This window comes from Arthrobacter sp. CG_A4, assembly GCF_035985125.1.
Classification (GTDB): Bacteria; Actinomycetota; Actinomycetes; order Actinomycetales; family Micrococcaceae; genus Arthrobacter.
On record NZ_JAXCID010000007.1, the window covers coordinates 38,223 to 54,883 of the forward strand.

At 68.4% G+C, this 16,661-nt stretch carries 14 protein-coding genes; 6 read left to right on the top strand and 8 right to left on the bottom strand.

Going from position 1 to position 16,661, the window contains the following annotated elements; all coding sequences use genetic code 11:
* The first annotated feature begins 55 nt into the window (after positions 1-55).
* Positions 56-1,774, top strand: a complete 1,719-nt coding sequence (purF, locus tag RCH07_RS04725) for an amidophosphoribosyltransferase (RefSeq protein ID WP_326966319.1) — start codon at positions 56-58, stop codon at positions 1,772-1,774.
* Positions 1,771-2,949, top strand: a complete 1,179-nt coding sequence (purM, locus tag RCH07_RS04730) for a phosphoribosylformylglycinamidine cyclo-ligase (RefSeq protein WP_326966320.1) — start codon at positions 1,771-1,773, stop codon at positions 2,947-2,949. Before purF ends, purM begins: the two co-directional genes overlap by 4 nt.
* Before the next feature lie 85 nt (positions 2,950-3,034).
* On the opposite strand, the gene RCH07_RS04735 is transcribed toward purM, so the two are convergent.
* A complete protein-coding gene (locus RCH07_RS04735; RefSeq protein ID WP_326966321.1) occupies positions 3,035-3,562 on the bottom strand; it encodes a hypothetical protein in 528 nt (175 codons plus the stop codon).
* A gap of 207 nt (positions 3,563-3,769) precedes the next feature.
* Positions 3,770-4,003, bottom strand: coding sequence for a DUF3073 domain-containing protein (locus RCH07_RS04740; RefSeq protein WP_326966385.1), 234 nt, complete (start codon positions 4,001-4,003; stop codon positions 3,770-3,772).
* Between the two features lie 290 nt (positions 4,004-4,293).
* On the opposite strand from RCH07_RS04740, the gene RCH07_RS04745 reads away from it, so the two are divergent.
* Positions 4,294-5,046 (top strand): septum formation family protein, encoded by a 753-nt coding sequence (locus RCH07_RS04745; protein ID WP_326966322.1) that lies wholly within the window; start codon positions 4,294-4,296, stop codon positions 5,044-5,046.
* A gap of 6 nt (positions 5,047-5,052) precedes the next feature.
* On the opposite strand, the gene clpB is transcribed toward RCH07_RS04745, so the two are convergent.
* Complete coding sequence (clpB, locus tag RCH07_RS04750; RefSeq protein WP_326966323.1) at positions 5,053-7,722, bottom strand: ATP-dependent chaperone ClpB; 2,670 nt, start codon at positions 7,720-7,722, stop codon at positions 5,053-5,055.
* A 701-nt stretch (positions 7,723-8,423) separates the two neighbouring features.
* Here clpB and RCH07_RS04755 point away from each other — a divergent pair.
* On the top strand, positions 8,424-8,933 hold the full coding sequence (locus tag RCH07_RS04755; RefSeq protein ID WP_326966324.1) for a carboxymuconolactone decarboxylase family protein: 510 nt from the start codon (positions 8,424-8,426) through the stop codon (positions 8,931-8,933).
* A gap of 100 nt (positions 8,934-9,033) precedes the next feature.
* Here RCH07_RS04755 and RCH07_RS04760 read toward each other — a convergent pair whose 3' ends face one another.
* The 5 genes from RCH07_RS04760 to RCH07_RS04780 all read right to left on the bottom strand — a co-directional run bounded on the left by RCH07_RS04760 (position 9,034) and on the right by RCH07_RS04780 (position 14,171).
* Positions 9,034-10,083 carry a sulfate/molybdate ABC transporter ATP-binding protein gene (locus tag RCH07_RS04760; protein WP_326966325.1) on the bottom strand — a complete coding sequence of 350 codons (1,050 nt, stop codon included), beginning with the start codon at positions 10,081-10,083 and terminating at the stop codon, positions 9,034-9,036.
* Positions 10,080-10,892: an ABC transporter permease gene (locus RCH07_RS04765; RefSeq protein ID WP_326966386.1), complete on the bottom strand. Its 813-nt coding sequence runs from the start codon at positions 10,890-10,892 to the stop codon at positions 10,080-10,082. Before RCH07_RS04765 ends, RCH07_RS04760 begins: the two co-directional genes overlap by 4 nt.
* A gap of 56 nt (positions 10,893-10,948) precedes the next feature.
* Positions 10,949-11,743, bottom strand: a complete 795-nt coding sequence (gene modA, locus RCH07_RS04770; RefSeq protein ID WP_326966326.1) for a molybdate ABC transporter substrate-binding protein — start codon at positions 11,741-11,743, stop codon at positions 10,949-10,951.
* Entirely contained in the window at positions 11,740-12,150 is a 411-nt protein-coding gene (locus RCH07_RS04775; RefSeq protein ID WP_326966327.1) for a TOBE domain-containing protein, read from the bottom strand. The genes modA and RCH07_RS04775 overlap by 4 nt, the downstream gene beginning before the upstream one ends.
* A 125-nt stretch (positions 12,151-12,275) precedes the next feature.
* The gene (locus RCH07_RS04780; protein ID WP_326966328.1) at positions 12,276-14,171 is read right to left on the bottom strand and encodes a diguanylate cyclase; all 1,896 of its coding nucleotides are present in this window, start codon (positions 14,169-14,171) and stop codon (positions 12,276-12,278) included.
* A gap of 382 nt (positions 14,172-14,553) precedes the next feature.
* Here RCH07_RS04780 and RCH07_RS04785 point away from each other — a divergent pair, with 382 nt between their 5' ends.
* Entirely contained in the window at positions 14,554-15,747 is a 1,194-nt protein-coding gene (locus RCH07_RS04785) for an AI-2E family transporter (protein ID WP_326966329.1), read from the top strand.
* Positions 15,747-16,616, top strand: a complete 870-nt coding sequence (locus tag RCH07_RS04790; RefSeq protein ID WP_326966330.1) for a DUF4031 domain-containing protein — start codon at positions 15,747-15,749, stop codon at positions 16,614-16,616. Before RCH07_RS04785 ends, RCH07_RS04790 begins: the two co-directional genes overlap by 1 nt.
* Positions 16,617-16,661: the final 45 nt, after the last annotated feature.

A 16,661-nucleotide genomic window follows, 5' to 3' on the forward strand; every position in this document is an offset into this window, starting at 1 on the left:
GGTCACAAACCGGCCGCCGGGAATGACCCAGCGCACAACGTGAGATAATCGACCAGTGGCACGCGGCGATGGAAAACTTTCCCATGATCTTCTCCCCGGCGAAAAAAGCCCCCAGGACGCTTGCGGCGTCTTCGGGGTCTGGGCTCCCGGTGAAGAAGTTGCAAAACTCACCTACTACGGGCTGTATGCATTGCAGCACCGCGGTCAGGAGTCTGCTGGCATAGCCACCAGCGACGGCAAGCGGATCAGTGTCTACAAGGACATGGGACTCGTATCCCAGGTCTTCGACGAGACCACGCTGAACACCCTGACCGGGCACCTCGCCGTCGGCCACTGCCGCTACTCCACCACCGGCGCCAGCCACTGGGCCAACGCCCAGCCCACCCTGGGCGCGACGGCGGCGGGCACCGTGGCCCTGGCCCACAACGGCAATCTGACCAACACCGCCGAGCTCAAGGCCATGATCATGGACCGCAACGGCGGCCACCTCAGCGGCGAGATGAAGCAGGGCAACACCTCAGACACGGCCCTGGTCACCGCGCTGCTGGAGGGCGAAGAGGGCAAGTCCCTCGAACAGAGCGCCATGGAGCTGCTGCCCAGGATCAAGGGCGGCTTCTGCTTTGTCTTTATGGACGAAGGCACCCTCTACGCGGCCCGCGACACGTACGGCATCCGCCCGCTGTGCCTGGGCCGGCTGGAGCGCGGCTGGGTGGTCGCCTCCGAGCAGTCCGCCCTCGCCACCGTCGGCGCCAGCTTTATCCGCGAAATCGAGCCCGGCGAGTTCATCGCGATCGACGAGGACGGTGTCCGCTCCCAGCGCTTCGCGGAGGCGACGCCGGCCGGCTGCGTCTTCGAATACGTCTACCTCGCCCGCCCGGACGCCTCCATTGCGGGCCGCTCGGTGTACGAGTCGCGGGTGGAGATGGGCCGCCAGCTGGCCCGCGAAAACACCCAGGAAGCGGACATCGTCATCCCCGTCCCGGAGTCCGGCACCCCCGCGGCCGTGGGCTACGCCGAGGAATCCGGTATTCCCTTCGCGCACGGCTTCGTCAAGAACTCCTATGTGGGCCGCACCTTCATCCAGCCCTCGCAGACCCTGCGCCAGCTCGGCATCCGGCTCAAGCTCAACGCCCTGGAATCTGTGATCCGCGGCAAGCGCGTGGTAGTGGTGGACGACTCGATCGTCCGCGGCAACACCCAGCGCGCCATCGTCCGGATGCTTCGGGAGGCTGGCGCAGCGAGCATCCACATCAAGATCTCCTCCCCGCCGGTCAAGTGGCCCTGCTTCTACGGCATCGATTTCGCCTCCCGCGCTGAGCTGATCGCCAACGGCGCCACCATTGAGGAGATCACCCAGGCCATCGGCGCCGATTCCCTGGCCTACATCTCCGAAGACGGCATGATCGGCGCCACCCAGCAACCGCGTGAACGCCTCTGCACCGCCTGCTTCACGGGCAACTACCCGATCGCGCTGCCGGGTGCGGACAAACCGGGCAAGAATCTGCTGGAACGCACCGATCTCGGCGGCCTTCCCGCGGCCGGAGACGCCGCCCTCGGCGCCGCGGCACCGGAAACCGCAGCCGAAGCCGCGGCCGGCATCGCCACCGACGAGGATCCGGCCGGGAAAGCCGGCGCCACCGGCTGCGATCCGGGCCCGGACGCCGAGTTCGAGGAACTGCTCACCGACGCCGACCGCGTGACCACCGCCGACCGCGCCGTCGCCTCATACATTGACGCTGATGCGTTTGCTGCCGACAAGAAAGAGCCAGTATGACTTCCGCCTCCCCGGCCGCTGACATGAACGCCGCCCAGAACGCCGCCGGCATCACCTATGCCTCCGCCGGCGTCGACGTCGAAGCAGGCGACCGCGCCGTCGAACTCATGAAGGGTGCCGTCAAGGCGACCCACAACTCCTCGGTGATCGGCGGAGTGGGCGGCTTCGCCGGCCTCTACGACGTTTCCCGGCTGCTCACCTTCAAGCGCCCGCTGCTGGCCACCTCCACCGACGGCGTCGGCACCAAAGTGGCAATCGCGCAGGCCATGGACATCCACGACACCATCGGCTTCGACCTCGTCGGCATGGTGGTCGATGACATCGTGGTGGTGGGCGCCGAGCCGCTGTTCATGACCGACTACATCGCCTGCGGCAAGGTTGTCCCTGAGCGCATTGCGGACATTGTCCGCGGCATCGCCGCCGCCTGCTCCGTCGCCGGCACTGCCCTGGTGGGCGGCGAAACCGCCGAGCATCCGGGCCTGCTGGGTGAGCATGAGTACGACGTCGCCGGTGCCGCCACCGGCGTTGTCGAGGCCGCCGATCTGCTCGGCCCGGACCGTGTCCGCGCCGGCGACGTGATCATCGGCATGGCCTCCTCCGGCCTGCACTCCAACGGCTACTCTCTGGTCCGCCGCGTGATCAACCACGCCGGCTGGGCCCTGGACCGCCAGGTCTCCGAACTCGGCCGCACCCTGGGCGAGGAGCTCCTGGAGCCGACCCGTGTCTACGCCGCCGACTGCCTGGATCTGGCCCGCGCCTTCCCTGTCAATGCATCCCCTGCCACAGGCGGCAAAGCTGTGCACGGCTTCAGCCACGTCACCGGCGGCGGGCTGGCCGCCAACCTGGCCCGCGTCCTGCCGCAGGGCCTGCTGGCCACCGTGGACCGCGCAACCTGGGAACTGCCGGCCATCTTCAAGCTGGTGGCCGAGCTGGGCAACGTCCCGCTCGCAGACCTCGAGCGCACCCTGAACGTGGGCGTGGGTATGGTGGCAATCGTCTCCGCCGACGCAGCCGACGCCGCGGTGAACCGCCTCAACGACCGCGGCCTGCCGGCCTGGATCATGGGCACCGTCGGGGAGAACTCGGATTCGATCCTCAAGACCGGCCCGGACTACGTGCAGGGAGCCAAGGGCGTCGACGGCGGGGCCGTCCGGCTGGTCAACGCCTACGCCTGACCAGCCTGCCCCAGACCCTCATCGAGTGCTCCACAACTGCCGTTTAGGAGGTCCATAACGGCAGTTGCGGAGCAGTCGGTGTGTTTCAGCCCGCGTCGACGCTCGGAGGAGGGGCTGGCTGTCCTGCGTCGTCACCAGGGGACGTGGCGGTCGCGCCCGTGGTGGTTCCGCTCAGGGTTTCGATGTAGTCCAGCGTTTTGGGACTGACATGCCGCACGTCCGCCAGGGCTTCCCGGAGAACGGTTCTCCCGGCCTGGTCGCCGAGGGCGCCCCGGAGATCGATGACCGTATCGATGCCATGATGCTCGAACACGCGCGTCATGTCCTCTACTTGGGCAAGACGGCCAGGTGAAGGCCAGCTGATAACGTCCGAGAGCTCGCCGGTATCGAGGCGCCTGCGGAATCCGCTGGTGGTGCCTGCATCCGGCCATGCCTCAATGAGAGCGACGACGCGGGGCTTGACCGTCGCGTGGTAGTTCTGCCGCCGCTGCAACGTTGCATCGACAATGATGGCCCCGATGTGGTCCCACCCGCGGCTGACTTCGGGAGGGTGGTCGAGGCCATGAGAGTCCATTGCCGCCGGAAGATTGGCGTCATCATTGCTAGTTGTCATAAGTGAATACTTCCATGTGCCTGAGGTGGACGTGTGGTTGCGCATCCGGGCAAGGCACCGCTGGCATTGGCCGCGCGGCACATGGCCGGCCGGAAGATCCGGCAGCAGAAAACCCACCGTCCACACCCGAAGAGGTGGTGGCCGGCGGGCCTGAAAATCATTGGCCGGCAGTCCCGGATGGAGCGGGGTGCCGGAATGAAGTGTCTACTAACCTATGCGACGGGAATCTACCTCGTCGTCGTCTTCTTCCACACCGTCCGCGTACTTATCCGCATAAGCCGAATAGTCCGGCTCAGCGGGCTCACTCGGGAAGCGGCTTGGTGGCCGGCCTTCTGAGCTCTTGAGCTCACGCTGAAGCGCAGTGTAGTCAGTGTTCGGGGAATAGTACTTAATATCCCGAGCCTGCTTGGTAGCTTTTGCCTTTTGACGGCCGCGCCCCATGGCGTGACCCCCTTTTGTACTCGGACCGGAGGTGGCCACCATTGGTGATCGGTGAGGCCCCGGAATGTTTGGTCAATTTGTCGTAAACCTAGATTACATGCTTTCTGCTTCGACTGCTCGCCGGTGTAGCCGCCCCCGCAGTGTCGCGCCCCCGGCGGCCCCGGACCGCGAGCCGGCGTCCCGCCGTACGGCGGGCATCTTAGATAGAGTTTCATAGTGGACTCCCGGAAACGGGCTCCTCCGCCGGGCGTCCAGCCCTGGCAAAGACGCTCGGAAGTGGTGAATTCTCAGTGACCGAAGAGAACGCAAAGCACGACGACGCCGGGCTGCCTGACGTTCCCCCTGCCAGTGAATCCGGGCAGCGGTCCACCGCCGCGGCTGCGCACGGGGCACCTCCCCGGCCTTCGGCGCCGCCGTCGTCCGCGACGCCGGTGGTGCCGCCCGCCGTGCCGCCGGTGGTGCCGCCCGCCGTGCCCTCGTCGGCTCCCCTGCGGTCCGCGTCCCGGCGTGGCGGCCGGGTTCAACGCCAGGGCCTCGCGAAAGCGGGCGCCGCCATGGCCGCCGTCGTCGTCCTTGGTGTGCTGATCTGGTGGCTGACCTCACTAGGCGCCGGCACCAAGCCGCCCGCCGCGGACAGCTCCCCCGCCCCCGCCGGAACCTCGACCGCCACTCCGGCGAGCCGTGGCCCGCTTCCGCTGGAGGGCATCGGCGCCCTGGACTTCCAGCTGGGCGACTGTTTCAAGGACTTCGACCCGGACGCCCCGACGTCCACCGTGGTGGACTGCGCCAGCGGCCACTCGGCCCAGCTGGTCGCCATCCACAACTACCAGGCCTCGGAGTCGTACCCCGGCCTGACAGCCCTGAAGGACAAGGGCCGCGAGACGTGCCGCGGCGCGCAACTGACTGCTGCGGCCACCAACTACGAGCTGATGCAGCGCAACGCGTACCCGAGCCCCGCCAGCTGGGAAAAGGGCGACCGGCGCGTGGACTGCTACGTCACCGCTTCCACCGGGAACGTCATCATGGAGTCGCTGCGTCCCTGAGTGGCCCTACTCCTTGCGGCGCACCGACAGGCCGCCGCCTGTGGCCGCGCCGCCGTCGGGCCGGTCCGACGCCTGCGCGCCGCCCATGGTGAGTTCCTGCAGGTCCGGGGCGGTATCCACCAGCACCGTGTCCCCGTCTGCGATCCCGCCGGACAGGATCGCCCTGGCCAGCCGGTCGCCGATCTCGCGCTGGACCAGCCGGCGCAGCGGCCGGGCGCCGTAGGCCGGATCGAAACCGGTCACCGCGAGCCAGGCCCGGGCACCGTCGGTGACTTCAAGGTTGAGCCGGCGGCCCTTGAGCCGCTCGCCCAGTTCCTTGACGTGTTGCTCCACAATCCGGGACAGTTCCTCGACGTTGAGCGGGTCGAACAGCACCACTTCATCGAGCCGGTTGAGGAACTCCGGCTTGAAGGAGGCGTTGACGGCGGCCATAACGGCCGCGCGCTTGGTCTCGGCATCCAGGGTCTGGTCCACCAGGAACTGGCTGCCGAGGTTCGAGGTCAGGACCAGGATCACGTTCCGGAAGTCCACGGTGCGGCCCTGGCCGTCGGTGAGGCGGCCGTCGTCGAGCACCTGCAGCAGGATATCGAAAACCTCCGGGTGGGCCTTCTCCACCTCGTCGAGCAGCACCACGGAGTACGGCCGACGGCGGACGGCCTCGGTCAGCTGGCCGCCTTCCTCGTAGCCCACGTAGCCGGGCGGGGCTCCCACCAGTCGGGCCACGGAGTGCTTCTCGGAGTACTCGGACATGTCGATCCGCACCATGGCCCGTTCGTCGTCGAACAGGAAGTCCGCCAGGGTCTTCGCGAGCTCGGTCTTGCCGACTCCCGTGGGGCCCAGGAACAGGAAGGAGCCGGTGGGGCGGTTGGGATCGCTGATCCCGGCGCGGGCCCGGCGCACGGCGTCGGAGACCGCGGTGACGGCCTGGGTCTGGCCGATCAGCCGCTGGCCCAGGACGTGCTCCATCTCGAGCAGCTTCTGGCTCTCGCCCTGCAGCATGCGCCCGGCGGGGATGCCGGTCCAGGCCGAGATCACCTCGGCAATGTCGTCCGCGGTGACCTCGTCAGCCACCATGGGTTCCTGTCTGGCTCCGCCGCCGGCTACGCGGGCGGACTCCGCCTCGGCGGCCTGGTTCAGCTCCCGTTCCAACGCGGGGAGCTCGCCGTAAAGGATGCGGGAGGCGGCCTCGAGGTCCCCTTCGCGCTGGTACTTCTCGGCGGCGGAGCGCAGCTCGTCGATCCGGGCCTTGAGATCGCCGACGTGGTTCAGGCCGGCCTTTTCGGCTTCCCAGCGGGCGTTGAGCGCGGCCAGCACTTCTTTCTTGTCCGCCATGTCCGCGCGCAGGGCGGCGAGCCGCTCCACGGACGCGGCGTCTTTCTCATTGGCCAGGGCCAGGTCTTCCATGGTCAGCCGGTCCACGGCCCGGCGCAGCTGGTCAATCTCCTCCGGGGCGGAATCGATTTCCATCCGCAGCCTGGAGGCGGCCTCGTCCACGAGGTCGATCGCCTTGTCCGGCAGCTGGCGGCCGGAGATGTAGCGGTTCGAGAGCGTGGCGGCGGCAACCAGTGCGGAGTCAGCGATGGCCACCTTGTGGTGCCCCTCGTAGCGTTCCTTGAGCCCGCGGAGGATGCCGATGGTGTCCTCTACGCTCGGCTCGCCGACGTAGACCTGCTGGAACCGCCGTTCCAGGGCGGGGTCCTTCTCGATGTTTTCACGGTACTCGTCCAGCGTGGTGGCGCCGATCAGGCGGAGTTCGCCGCGGGCCAGCATGGGCTTGAGCATGTTGCCGGCGTCCATGGAGCTGTCCCCGGTGGCCCCCGCGCCCACCACCGTGTGAATCTCGTCGATGAAGGTGACAATCTGCCCTTCCGAGCTCTTGATCTCCTCCAGCACGGCCTTTAGGCGTTCCTCGAATTCGCCGCGGTATTTCGCGCCAGCCACCATGGACGCGAGGTCCAGGGCGATCAGGGTCTTGCCGCGCAGGCTTTCGGGCACGTCGCCGGCCACCATCCGCTGGGCAAGGCCCTCGACGACGGCGGTTTTCCCTACGCCGGGCTCGCCGATGATGACGGGGTTGTTCTTGGTACGGCGGCTCAGGACCTGGATGATCCTGCGGATCTCGGCGTCGCGGCCGATCACCGGATCCAGTTTGCCGGAGCGGGCCACCGCGGTGAGGTCGGTGCCGAACTTCTCCAGCGCCTGGAACGTGTTCTCGGGGTCCTGGCTGGTGACCTTACGGTCGCCGCGGAGGCCGGGCAGGGCTGCGAGCAGGGCCTCATGAGAGGCGCCGGCGTCGCGCATCAGCTTACCCACGTTGTCGCTTCCGGCGGAAAGACCCAGCAGCAGGTGCTCCGTGGAGACGAACGTATCCCCCAGCCGCTCAGCCTCATTCCGGGCATTTTGGATCGCCTGCATGGCTGTCCGGGACAGCTGCGCCTGCTGCACGGAACCGCCCGACGTCGACGGGAGCGCCTTGATGGCGGTGCTCGCCTGCACGCTGACCGAATCCGGATCGGTGCCGGTGGCGCGGAGGAGCGCGACGGCCACACCCTCCCGCTGGTCCATAAGCGCCTTGAGCAGGTGGGCAGGTTCGAGCTGCGGGTTCCCTGCCGTCGAGGCGTTCATGGCGGCGGCCGAGAGAGCCTCCTGGCTCTTGGTGGTGAACTTGGCGTCCAAAGAGAGCTCCTTCCGAGCTGATGTTGATCTCAAAGTTGAGTCTACTCCGCTCAACTCTGCTTGTGACCCGCTGGCTCCATGTTTGCCCACAGCGAAACGGCTGTCCAGGGCCGGAGCTCCCCGGGACTAGGCACCCGCCCCACGGGACATGTCCCGCGCAGGCGCGGGCCATTGGACATAATCCCACTATGCCCATCGCCCGGGCCCAGGAATGGACATGTCCCTACGGATCGGACCGGAAGAATGGGCATGTCCCACTGCGGACCAGGCCCGGGCCCACGAATGGACATGTCCCCCCACGGAGCGGGGCTGCGGAATGGACATGCCCTTCGCGCCCTCCCGCAACTGGACATGGCCCCACTATGTCTATTGCCCGGGCCCAGGAATGGACGTGTCCCCATAGAGTGCCCCGCAGGAGTGAGCACGTACCCCAGCCGCCGGCGTGGATGCGGCGCGGAGTTCTCCGCCCCTCCGCCCCGCCAGCCCGCTCCAGCCCGCTGCTGAACCTGAATAGGCCAATTCGACGGCCGACTCCCCCAAGGAGCCGGCCGTCGAATGAGTTGGTTGCCGACGATGGCGCTCCCGGTGCGGGGTAGTCGGGGGAACCGCTCGCGCCGGGACGCCATCGTCGGCTTATCTTGTCACACATTTGACAAACTTGTCACAGATTCGCGACTGAGTATCGTGGGTAGTCTGGAGCCATGGACGAGACCACGGCACCGCACCCCACGAACACCCCCGGCACCCCGACCTCCCGCAGCGTCTATTTGGACAAGGAACACCCCGCAGCCTGGCGTGCCCTCAACGGGCTCGGGCTGAAGGCCAAGGAGGCGGCCGAGGAGGCGGGGCTGGACCGGGTCCTGATCGAACTGCTGAACGTCCGGATCTCGCAGATCAACGGCTGCGCCTACTGCCTGGACCTCCACGTGGGCGATGCCGTGAAGAACGGCGAATCGGCCCAGCGCCTGGCCGTGCTACCGGCTTGGCGGGACACGGAGCTGTTCACCGAGCAGGAACGCGCCGCCCTGACACTGGCCGAGGCCGTTACCAACATCTCGGACGCCCGCGCCCGCGAGCATGAGGGCGCCGCGGCCCGCAAGCACCTCACGGACGAGGAGTTCTCCGCCGTGAGCTGGCTCGTGATCACCATGAACGCGTTCAACCGGGTCTCAATCGTCAGCCAGCATCCCGTCCGCAAAGGCCACGGGTAGCCAGCCACCGCCAGCCGCTTCCAGCCGCCGCCCGACCGCCTCCGCCCGACCGTCACCCGCCCACCGCTTTCAGCCGCTTCCAGCCGCCGCCCGGACGCCGTCACGCAGGGTAGATAGACACCGCCGCGGCCTTGACCACGAAGTAGACCCGAAGCCCGGGCACCAGACCGAGGTCCGCGGACGCCGCCGGCGTTACGTCTGCTGCCAACTCGCCGGCGCGGACCCGGATCTGATCCCCGTGCGGCTCAAGATCCGTGACGGTCACCGGGAACGAGTTCCGCGGGCTGCCGTGCGCCTCTGCCAGGAAGACAGACACGGCCGACGGCGGAAACGCCGCCACGCCGGTCTGCCCGGGGACGAGGGGACCGTCGTGCTGGCCGGCGAACTCGAGGCCTCCGCCGGACCGGATGCCCACGGGCGTCACGGTTCCCGGCACAAGGTTCAACCCGGCCAGTCCGGCGGCAAAGCTGCTGCGCGGGCGCCTGAGCACGTCCCGGGTGGGTCCCTCCTCGGTGATCCGGCCGCCCTCCATCACGATCACGCGGTCCGCGAGCATGTAGGCATCCAGGACATCGTGGGTGACGATAATGGCCCGGCGCCCGGCGAGGACCCGCTTCAGCAGCCGACGCAGCCGCGGGGCCGCATGGATGTCCAGGGCCGCCATAGGCTCGTCCAGCAGCAGCACCTCCGGGTTCGCGGCGAGGGCCCGGGCCACTGCCACACGCTGGGCCTGGCCGCCGGAGAGTTCGCCGGGCCGCCGTAAGGCGAGCTCGCCGGCGTCGACCTCGGCGAGCCAGTACCGGGCGGTTTCCCGCGCTTCTGCTGCGGAAATTCCCTTGCTCCTGGGCCCGAAGGCCACGTTGTCGAGCGCGCTCAGGTGCGGAAACAGCAGCGGCTCCTGGGCCAGGAGAGCGGTTCCGCGCCCGTGCGGCGCGGTCCAGGTTTTCTGCCCCGGGCCCAGGTGGAACAGGACCCTGCCGTCCACCTCAGCCCGGCCGGTGTCCGGGCGAAGCAGCCCGGCGACCACCGAGAGCAGGGTGGATTTGCCGGCCCCGTTCGGCCCGAGCACGGCAACCGTCTCGGCCGGTCCCAGGCTCAACGAGACCTCGAAGCGGCGGGCGGCGACGACGGCGGCGACAGTGAACGTCATGGTGTCACCCGGACGCGCCGGCTGGCGTCGCGGGCCGACGCGTGCTTGGATCCTGCACTGCGGGACCCGGCAGGTGCCGGACTCCGGTAGGTGAGCCCGACGACGATGACCGCCACGGTGACCAGCAACAGGGAGAGCGCGACGGCGGCGTCGGCGTCGGTCTCCCGCTGCAGATAGATTTCCAGCGGCAGCGTGCGGGTGACTCCCTGGAGGCTGCCGGCGAAGGTGAGGGTGGCCCCGAACTCGCCGAGGCTGCGGGCGAAGGAGAGCACCGCCCCGGAGGCGAGTCCCGGCAGGACCAGCGGCAACGTGACCCGGCGCAGCACCGTGGTGGGGCGCGCACCGAGTGTGGCGGCGACGGCCTCATACCGGCTGCCGGCCGAGCGCAGCGCACCTTCGAGGCTGACCACGAGGAACGGCAGGGCAACGAATGTCTGGGCCAGCACCACCGCGGTCGTGGAGAAGGCGATCTGGACTCCGGCCACCTCAAGGCTCTGACCCAGCAGTCCCCGCCGGCCGAAGGTGTACAGCAACGCGATGCCGCCCACGACCGGGGGCAGGACAAGCGGCAGCAGCACGAAGGAACGCAGCAGCCGCTGGCCGGGGAAGTGACCCCGGGCCAGCACGAGGGCCAGCGGCACACCAAACAGCACGCACAGCACCGTACTCGCGGCCGCGGTGCGCAGACTGAGTCCCAGGGCGGTGATGGACGCTTCCGAGGTGAGCAGCGGGATGAACTGCGCCCAGTTGACTCTGGCCACCATGGCCGCGAGCGGCAGCAGCACAAACAGCGCCCCGACGGCGGCCATGACCACCACCCAGCGGGGGATCCCGCTGTACGCATGGCCCGCCGCGCTGCCCGCGGTCACGGTGTGCCGAACCCGGCGTCGCTGAGAATTTTCCTGCCCCCAGGGCCGGTGACCAGGGCGGTGAAGGCTGCGGCGAGGTCCTTGTCCTTGCTGCTCCGCAGCACGGCGATGGGGTAGGTGTTCACGGTCCTGGCCGACTCGGCGAAGGCGATTCCCGTGACTTTGTCCCCGGCTGCCCGGACGTCCGTGGCGTAGACCAGACCGGCGTCGGCCTCGCCCGAGGTGACCTTGCCCAGGACATCGGTCACCGAAGACTCCTCGCTGACCGGCTTCAGGGTGACGCCGGCGGCCTTTTCGACCGCCTTCGTGGCGGCGCCGCAGGGAACCTGGGGCGCGCAGATGACAACCTTCACGCCGGGCCTGGCCAGATCCGTGAGGCCCCGGATGCCCGCGGGGTTTGACGGCGGCGCGGCGATGGCCAGGACGTTGCTGGCGAAGTCCCTGGGTGATCCTTCCACCAGACCCGTATTGCTCAGTTTGGCCATGGTATTCGCATCAGCCGAGGCGAACACGTCCGCGGGGGCTCCCTGGCCGAGCTGGGTGGCCAGGTCTGAGGAACCGGCGAAGCTGAGCCGCACTGTGGTGCCCGGCTGGGCTTCCTCAAAAGTGGCTGCGAGCGCGGTGAAGGGTGCCTTGAGCGAGGCTGCGGCGAAGACGGTGAGCGTCCTGCCGGCGCCGGCCGAACCCTGCCCCGCCGAGTCTTGCCAGGCCGGACTTTGCCCGCAGCCGGCAAGCGACGCGGCCACAGACAGGGCAACGGCGAGCCCGGCGGTCTTTCCGGTGCGCCTCATACGGCGCCCTTCCCTTTCGGCGTCTCGATGATCACCGTGGTGGCCTTGACGACGGCGGTCGCGACAGAGCCGAGCTCCAGGCCGAGCTCTCGCACGGCCTCGCTGCTCATCAGAGACACAATCCGGAAGGGCCCGCACTGCAGTTCCACCTGGGCCATCACTTTGTCAGCGGTGATCGCGGTGACCAGCCCGACGAAGCGGTTCCGGGCCGAGCTGCCCGCCCTGGCCGGGTCATCCGGCAGCTGGGCCTGTTCCCGGGCAAGCCGGGCCAGCTCCAGGCCGTCCACGGTGATCCGTCCGGCGTCGTCTTTGAGCGGAGTCAGGCTTCCGTTCTCGGTCCAGCGGCGGATGGTGTCGTCGCTGACACCGAGGAACCGAGCCGCTTCGGAAACGCGAAAATTAGGCATACGGGAATTCTAACCCGCAGATGCGGACACTATGCGGTCAATTACCCGCACATCCGTCTCATGGATAAGGCGCGGCGGTTCGCTGACACTGGCCCGGGCGCGCCGGCCGCGGCCCGGATATCCGCTCAGCCGGTCCGGTCGGTGTCGTGTTCGTCTGCCGCTTCGCGGGAGGGCAGCCGGTCCAGGACGGGCAGGCGAGTGTCGATTCCGACCGGTTGGGCACCCGGCCGGCCCAGCAGGTAGCCCTGCCCGGCGAGCACTGGCTCCCGGCCGGGGCCGGTACCCGCGGGCTGCAACAGGGCCGTAAGCATGGCCGCTTCTTCAATACCCTCGGCCACGACCCACCCGCCGGTCTGCCCGACGAACGTCATGGCCGCAGCCACAGTGGCCGCCGATGACGGGTCCGTGCCGAGCCTGGAGATGACCTCCCCGTCGATCTTGATGATGTCGAACCGGACCAGGGTCAGCGCGCGCAGCCCGGCGTTGCTGGCGCCCATGTCATCCAGGGCCAGCCGGAAGCCCCGCGCCTTTGCCCCGGCGAGGGTGCGGATCGGTTCTGCGTGGTCCAGTCCGGCCTGTTCGGTGACCTCCAGGACGACGTCGGCAGGTTCCAGACCTGCCGCGGCCAGCCCGGCGGTGAGATCATCGATGTCCAGACCGGCCAGGGCGTGGGGGTGGAGGTTCAAAAACAGCAGCCCCTCCCACTGCCGGGCCTTCACCGCGGTGAGCACCGCGCTCCGCGCCCGCGCATCCAGCGCCGCGGCCAGGCCCAGACGTTCGGCAAGATCGAACGCCTCCTGCGGCCCCTTGATCGGGGAGTCCTTCGGCAACCGCAGCAGCGCCTCGTGGGCCAGCACCATCCCGCGGCGCAGGTCCCAGATCGGCTGGAACGCCACCGCGAGCCGGCCATGGCCCGCCACCAGCGCCGTAAGCGCCTCGACCTTCTCGGCACTGACGGTGTGGCCCGCCGCCATGGACCCGAAGGTAACGCTCTGGCGCCGCCCCCGCCGCTTGGCCTCAAAGAGCGCAGCGTCGGCGCGCTCCCAGAGTTCCTGCAGCTCCGACGGATCAGCCGGGGTGCTCGAAGCGATACCTGCGCTGAAGGTCACGCCAGCGAACGTTCCGGCCAGAGCCGTGCGGATCCGTTCCAGCACCCGGACCGCGCGGTCCTCGCCGCTGCCGGGCAGGATCACCGCGAACTCGTCCCCGCCCAGCCGGAACGCCGTATCCGAAGCGCGCAGCTCCGTAAAAGCAGCTGCCAGACCATGCAGGACACGGTCGCCGTGACTGTGCCCCAGCCGGTCATTGATCTGCTTGAAACCGTCCAGATCGATCAGGGCCAACGTCACCGTTGGGTCCGTCCTGTGGTTCAGCACGGCCTCCAGCGCCGGCCTGAATGGGCGCCGCCCGGCCAGACCCGTCAGCGGATCGGCGTCGGCCTCCCGTTGCGCGCGCAACTGACGGCGGTGCAAAGCGCGCCCACCCAGGACGTACGACAACGGAATCGCGATCACCACCGCCAACAACAAGCCCAGGACCTTGCGCAACCGCAGATCCGCAACCAGTTCCGTGACGATGTCCGCGCGCTGGTCGATCTCCAACACCAGCGTGCCCCCCGGCGACGACACCGGCACCAGGAACTCATACCTCCCGATCTCATTGGCTTCGGTCCCGACCCTTGACCGGCCCGTGGATAGCACCTCGGCCAGCCGTCCGGCATTGCTGTTTGCCGAATCACCCGCACCGGCACCGCCGTCGGCGCTTGCGATCAGACGATTGTCCGCGTCGAACAACCCCACATACACCGTGCCGTAACTGTGCCCGAGATACTCGATTTCACGGCTGACGCTCTCATCCCGCTGTGCCGGGTCCCCGCCCCTGGCGAGCGTTTCCTCAAGACCCGTAGCCAGCGCCTGGTAGCTGCGCAGGGAGTCCTGCAGCGCGCGGTCGACGATCTGCTGCCGCGCCACGCCAAACTCGACCAGGCCTGCCAGCAGCATCGCCGCGGAGACCGCGAACACCCACCGGACCATAAACGGCAACCGTGCAGGTAAAAAGCCACGAGGCCCCCTTGCACGCACTCCGCGCCCCGGCGTCCGCACGTTGTCACCGCTACGCGCCCTCGTAAAAATCCGGTGAATACCCACAACGCCCCGATCACTGAGGAAACAGCCCCAGGCCATTCCGCCAACTCATAGGCGACGGATACCCCCAACATAGCCGGGTAGCGACCTGGACGGGACCCTCGACAGCAAAAACCCGGACAGACCACCCCTCACCTCGTCTGGAGGATCGTCCGGCGAAACGATACGAAATCTGAGGGAGCGTTGCGGGCGGCCTTTCCCCGGGCTGTGAGACGGTTGGTAAGTAGCATGACCATCCGACAGTAGGAGAAAGAACAGCATGGCCAGTCCGGAACAGACACCCCCTTGGAACGACAGCCTGGGCCGCGCCAGCATCAGGACCGCTCAGGTGCTCCTGATGCTGGTTCTCTCTGTGGTAGTGGTCTATGCCCTGATCCAGGTGCGGCTCGTGGTCATTCCGGCAGTGCTGGCTCTGATCCTCGCCGCCGCGATCGCACCCTTCGTCCACTGGCTGCGCCGGCGCGGCTGGCCCAGCACCGCCGCCACCACGTTCTCGTTCCTGGTACTCCTGCTGGCGTTCGGCGGCCTCATCACCGGCATCGTCTTCGCCGTCGTCGGCCAGGCCGGAGAACTGGCCAGCAAAGCCACAGAGGGCTTTGACCGGGTCTATGCCTTCGTCCGCACGGGCCCCATCCCGATCGATGACGGGCAGATCCAGCAGGCGCGCGACGCCGTCGTCGACTTCGCCACGAGCAGCACCGTCGGCGCGGGCGCCATCTCCGGGCTCAGCGCGGCCGGTAACTTCATCACCGGGGCCCTGCTCATGGCGGTAATCCTGTTCTTCTTCCTGAAGGACGGCGAGAGCATCTGGGCCTTTGTGCTGCGCGCGTTCAAGGGCAAGAGCCTCGTGAAGGCACGCCGGGCCGGGGAGCGGAGCCTCAACGTCCTCGGTGGCTACGTGCGCGGAACCTCCATCGTGGCCCTGGTGGATTCGTTCTTCATCGGCCTGGCGCTTGTGCTCATGGGGGTGCCGCTCGCGCTGCCGCTCGCAGCGCTGACATTCATCGGCGCCTTCATCCCGCTGATCGGTGCCACCCTGGCGGGCGTCTTCGCTGCGCTTGTTGCACTGGTCGCCAACGGTCCGATCGCGGCCCTGATCGTCATTATCGTGGTGATCGTGGTCAACCAGCTGGAGGGCAACTTCCTTCAGCCCGTTGTTATGGGCCAGGCGCTCAACGTGCACGCCCTGGTCATCCTGCTGGCCCTCACCGCCGGCACCATCCTCGCCGGCATCATCGGCGCGATCCTGGCCGTTCCCCTCGTGGCGGTGGGCTGGGCTGCGATCAAGGCCTGGAACTCAGGGGGGAGCATCACTCCCGAGACCATCGCGGAGGCCGAGCACGAGACGCGGCTGAATGAAAAGGGCATCGGCGTGCGCTCCAAGCCGCACCGTGCGCGGACCCAGAAGGAAGAGCAGTCCAGCACCGCGGCCGTTGACGCCAGCCAGGACTGATGGCCGTCTACCTTGATCCTCCGCTGTGGCCGGCGCACGGAACGCACTTCTCACACCTGATCTCGGATAAGTCCCTCGAGGAACTGCACGCTTTCGCTGCCGCGGCCGGTATCCCGGAAAGGGCGTTCGACGGCGACCATTACGACGTCGCTGAGGCCCGGTACAGCGGCCTTGTGGCGGCCGGGGCTGTCCCGGTGGAGGGACGGGTCCTGGTCCGCAAGCTGATCGCCAGCGGCCTGCGTATCCCGGCCCGGCGGCGCAGCGGCTCGCTTAAGCTCCCGCTGCTGACCCGCTGGAACGCCGTCCTCCCGGGCCATGACGCACTCTTCCTCGATCTGCTGGACCGCTGGGGCGAGGAGCACCGGAAGTACCATGGCCGCACGCACCTGCTCGCGGTTTTGGAGGCTCTGGATCTGCTCACCGGGCCGGCTGGGCCGCCCCGCACCGTGCTGCTCGCCGCCTGGTTCCATGACGCCGTCTACCGCGGCATCGCGGGCCAGGACGAGGAGGAATCGGCCCGGCTGGCCGAGGACCGGCTTGCCCATGCCGGGCTCCCCGACGCCGAGGCGGCTGAGGTGGCCCGGCTGGTGCGGATGACCGCGGACCACCAGCCGGAGGCCGGCGACGGGTCCGCCGCCCTGCTCAGCGACGCGGACCTCTCGGTGCTGGGCGGGGAGCCTGCAGCCTATGCCCGGTATCTTTCCGCCGTCCGGCAGGATTTTGCGCACATCGGCGACGACGACTTCGCGGCCGGGCGCGCCGCCGTCGTCCGCCAGCTCCTACAGCTGCATCCGCTCTTCCACACCCCGCGGGGCCGGACACTGTGGCAGGAGGCGGCGCACCGGAACCTGAACGGCGAGCTCGGGTGAGCGGCCACAGCGGCACCCGCGGCACCCGCCGATAGCGCCTTAACA

Coding starts and splice junctions, on each gene's coding strand:
- RCH07_RS04790 (WP_326966330.1), top strand. CDS start 15,747: ATGGCCGTCTACCTTGATCCTCCGCTGTGGCCGGCGCACGGAACGCAC.
- RCH07_RS04740 (WP_326966385.1), bottom strand. CDS start 4,003: ATGGGGCGCGGCCGTCAAAAGGCAAAAGCTACCAAGCAGGCTCGGGAT.
- RCH07_RS04765 (WP_326966386.1), bottom strand. CDS start 10,892: ATGGCCGCCGTCGGGGCGCTGTTTGTGCTGCTGCCGCTCGCGGCCATG.
- purM (WP_326966320.1), top strand. CDS start 1,771: ATGACTTCCGCCTCCCCGGCCGCTGACATGAACGCCGCCCAGAACGCC.
- modA (WP_326966326.1), bottom strand. CDS start 11,743: ATGAGGCGCACCGGAAAGACCGCCGGGCTCGCCGTTGCCCTGTCTGTG.
- RCH07_RS04785 (WP_326966329.1), top strand. CDS start 14,554: ATGGCCAGTCCGGAACAGACACCCCCTTGGAACGACAGCCTGGGCCGC.
- RCH07_RS04735 (WP_326966321.1), bottom strand. CDS start 3,562: ATGACAACTAGCAATGATGACGCCAATCTTCCGGCGGCAATGGACTCT.
- RCH07_RS04760 (WP_326966325.1), bottom strand. CDS start 10,083: ATGACGTTCACTGTCGCCGCCGTCGTCGCCGCCCGCCGCTTCGAGGTC.
- RCH07_RS04755 (WP_326966324.1), top strand. CDS start 8,424: ATGGACGAGACCACGGCACCGCACCCCACGAACACCCCCGGCACCCCG.
- RCH07_RS04775 (WP_326966327.1), bottom strand. CDS start 12,150: ATGCCTAATTTTCGCGTTTCCGAAGCGGCTCGGTTCCTCGGTGTCAGC.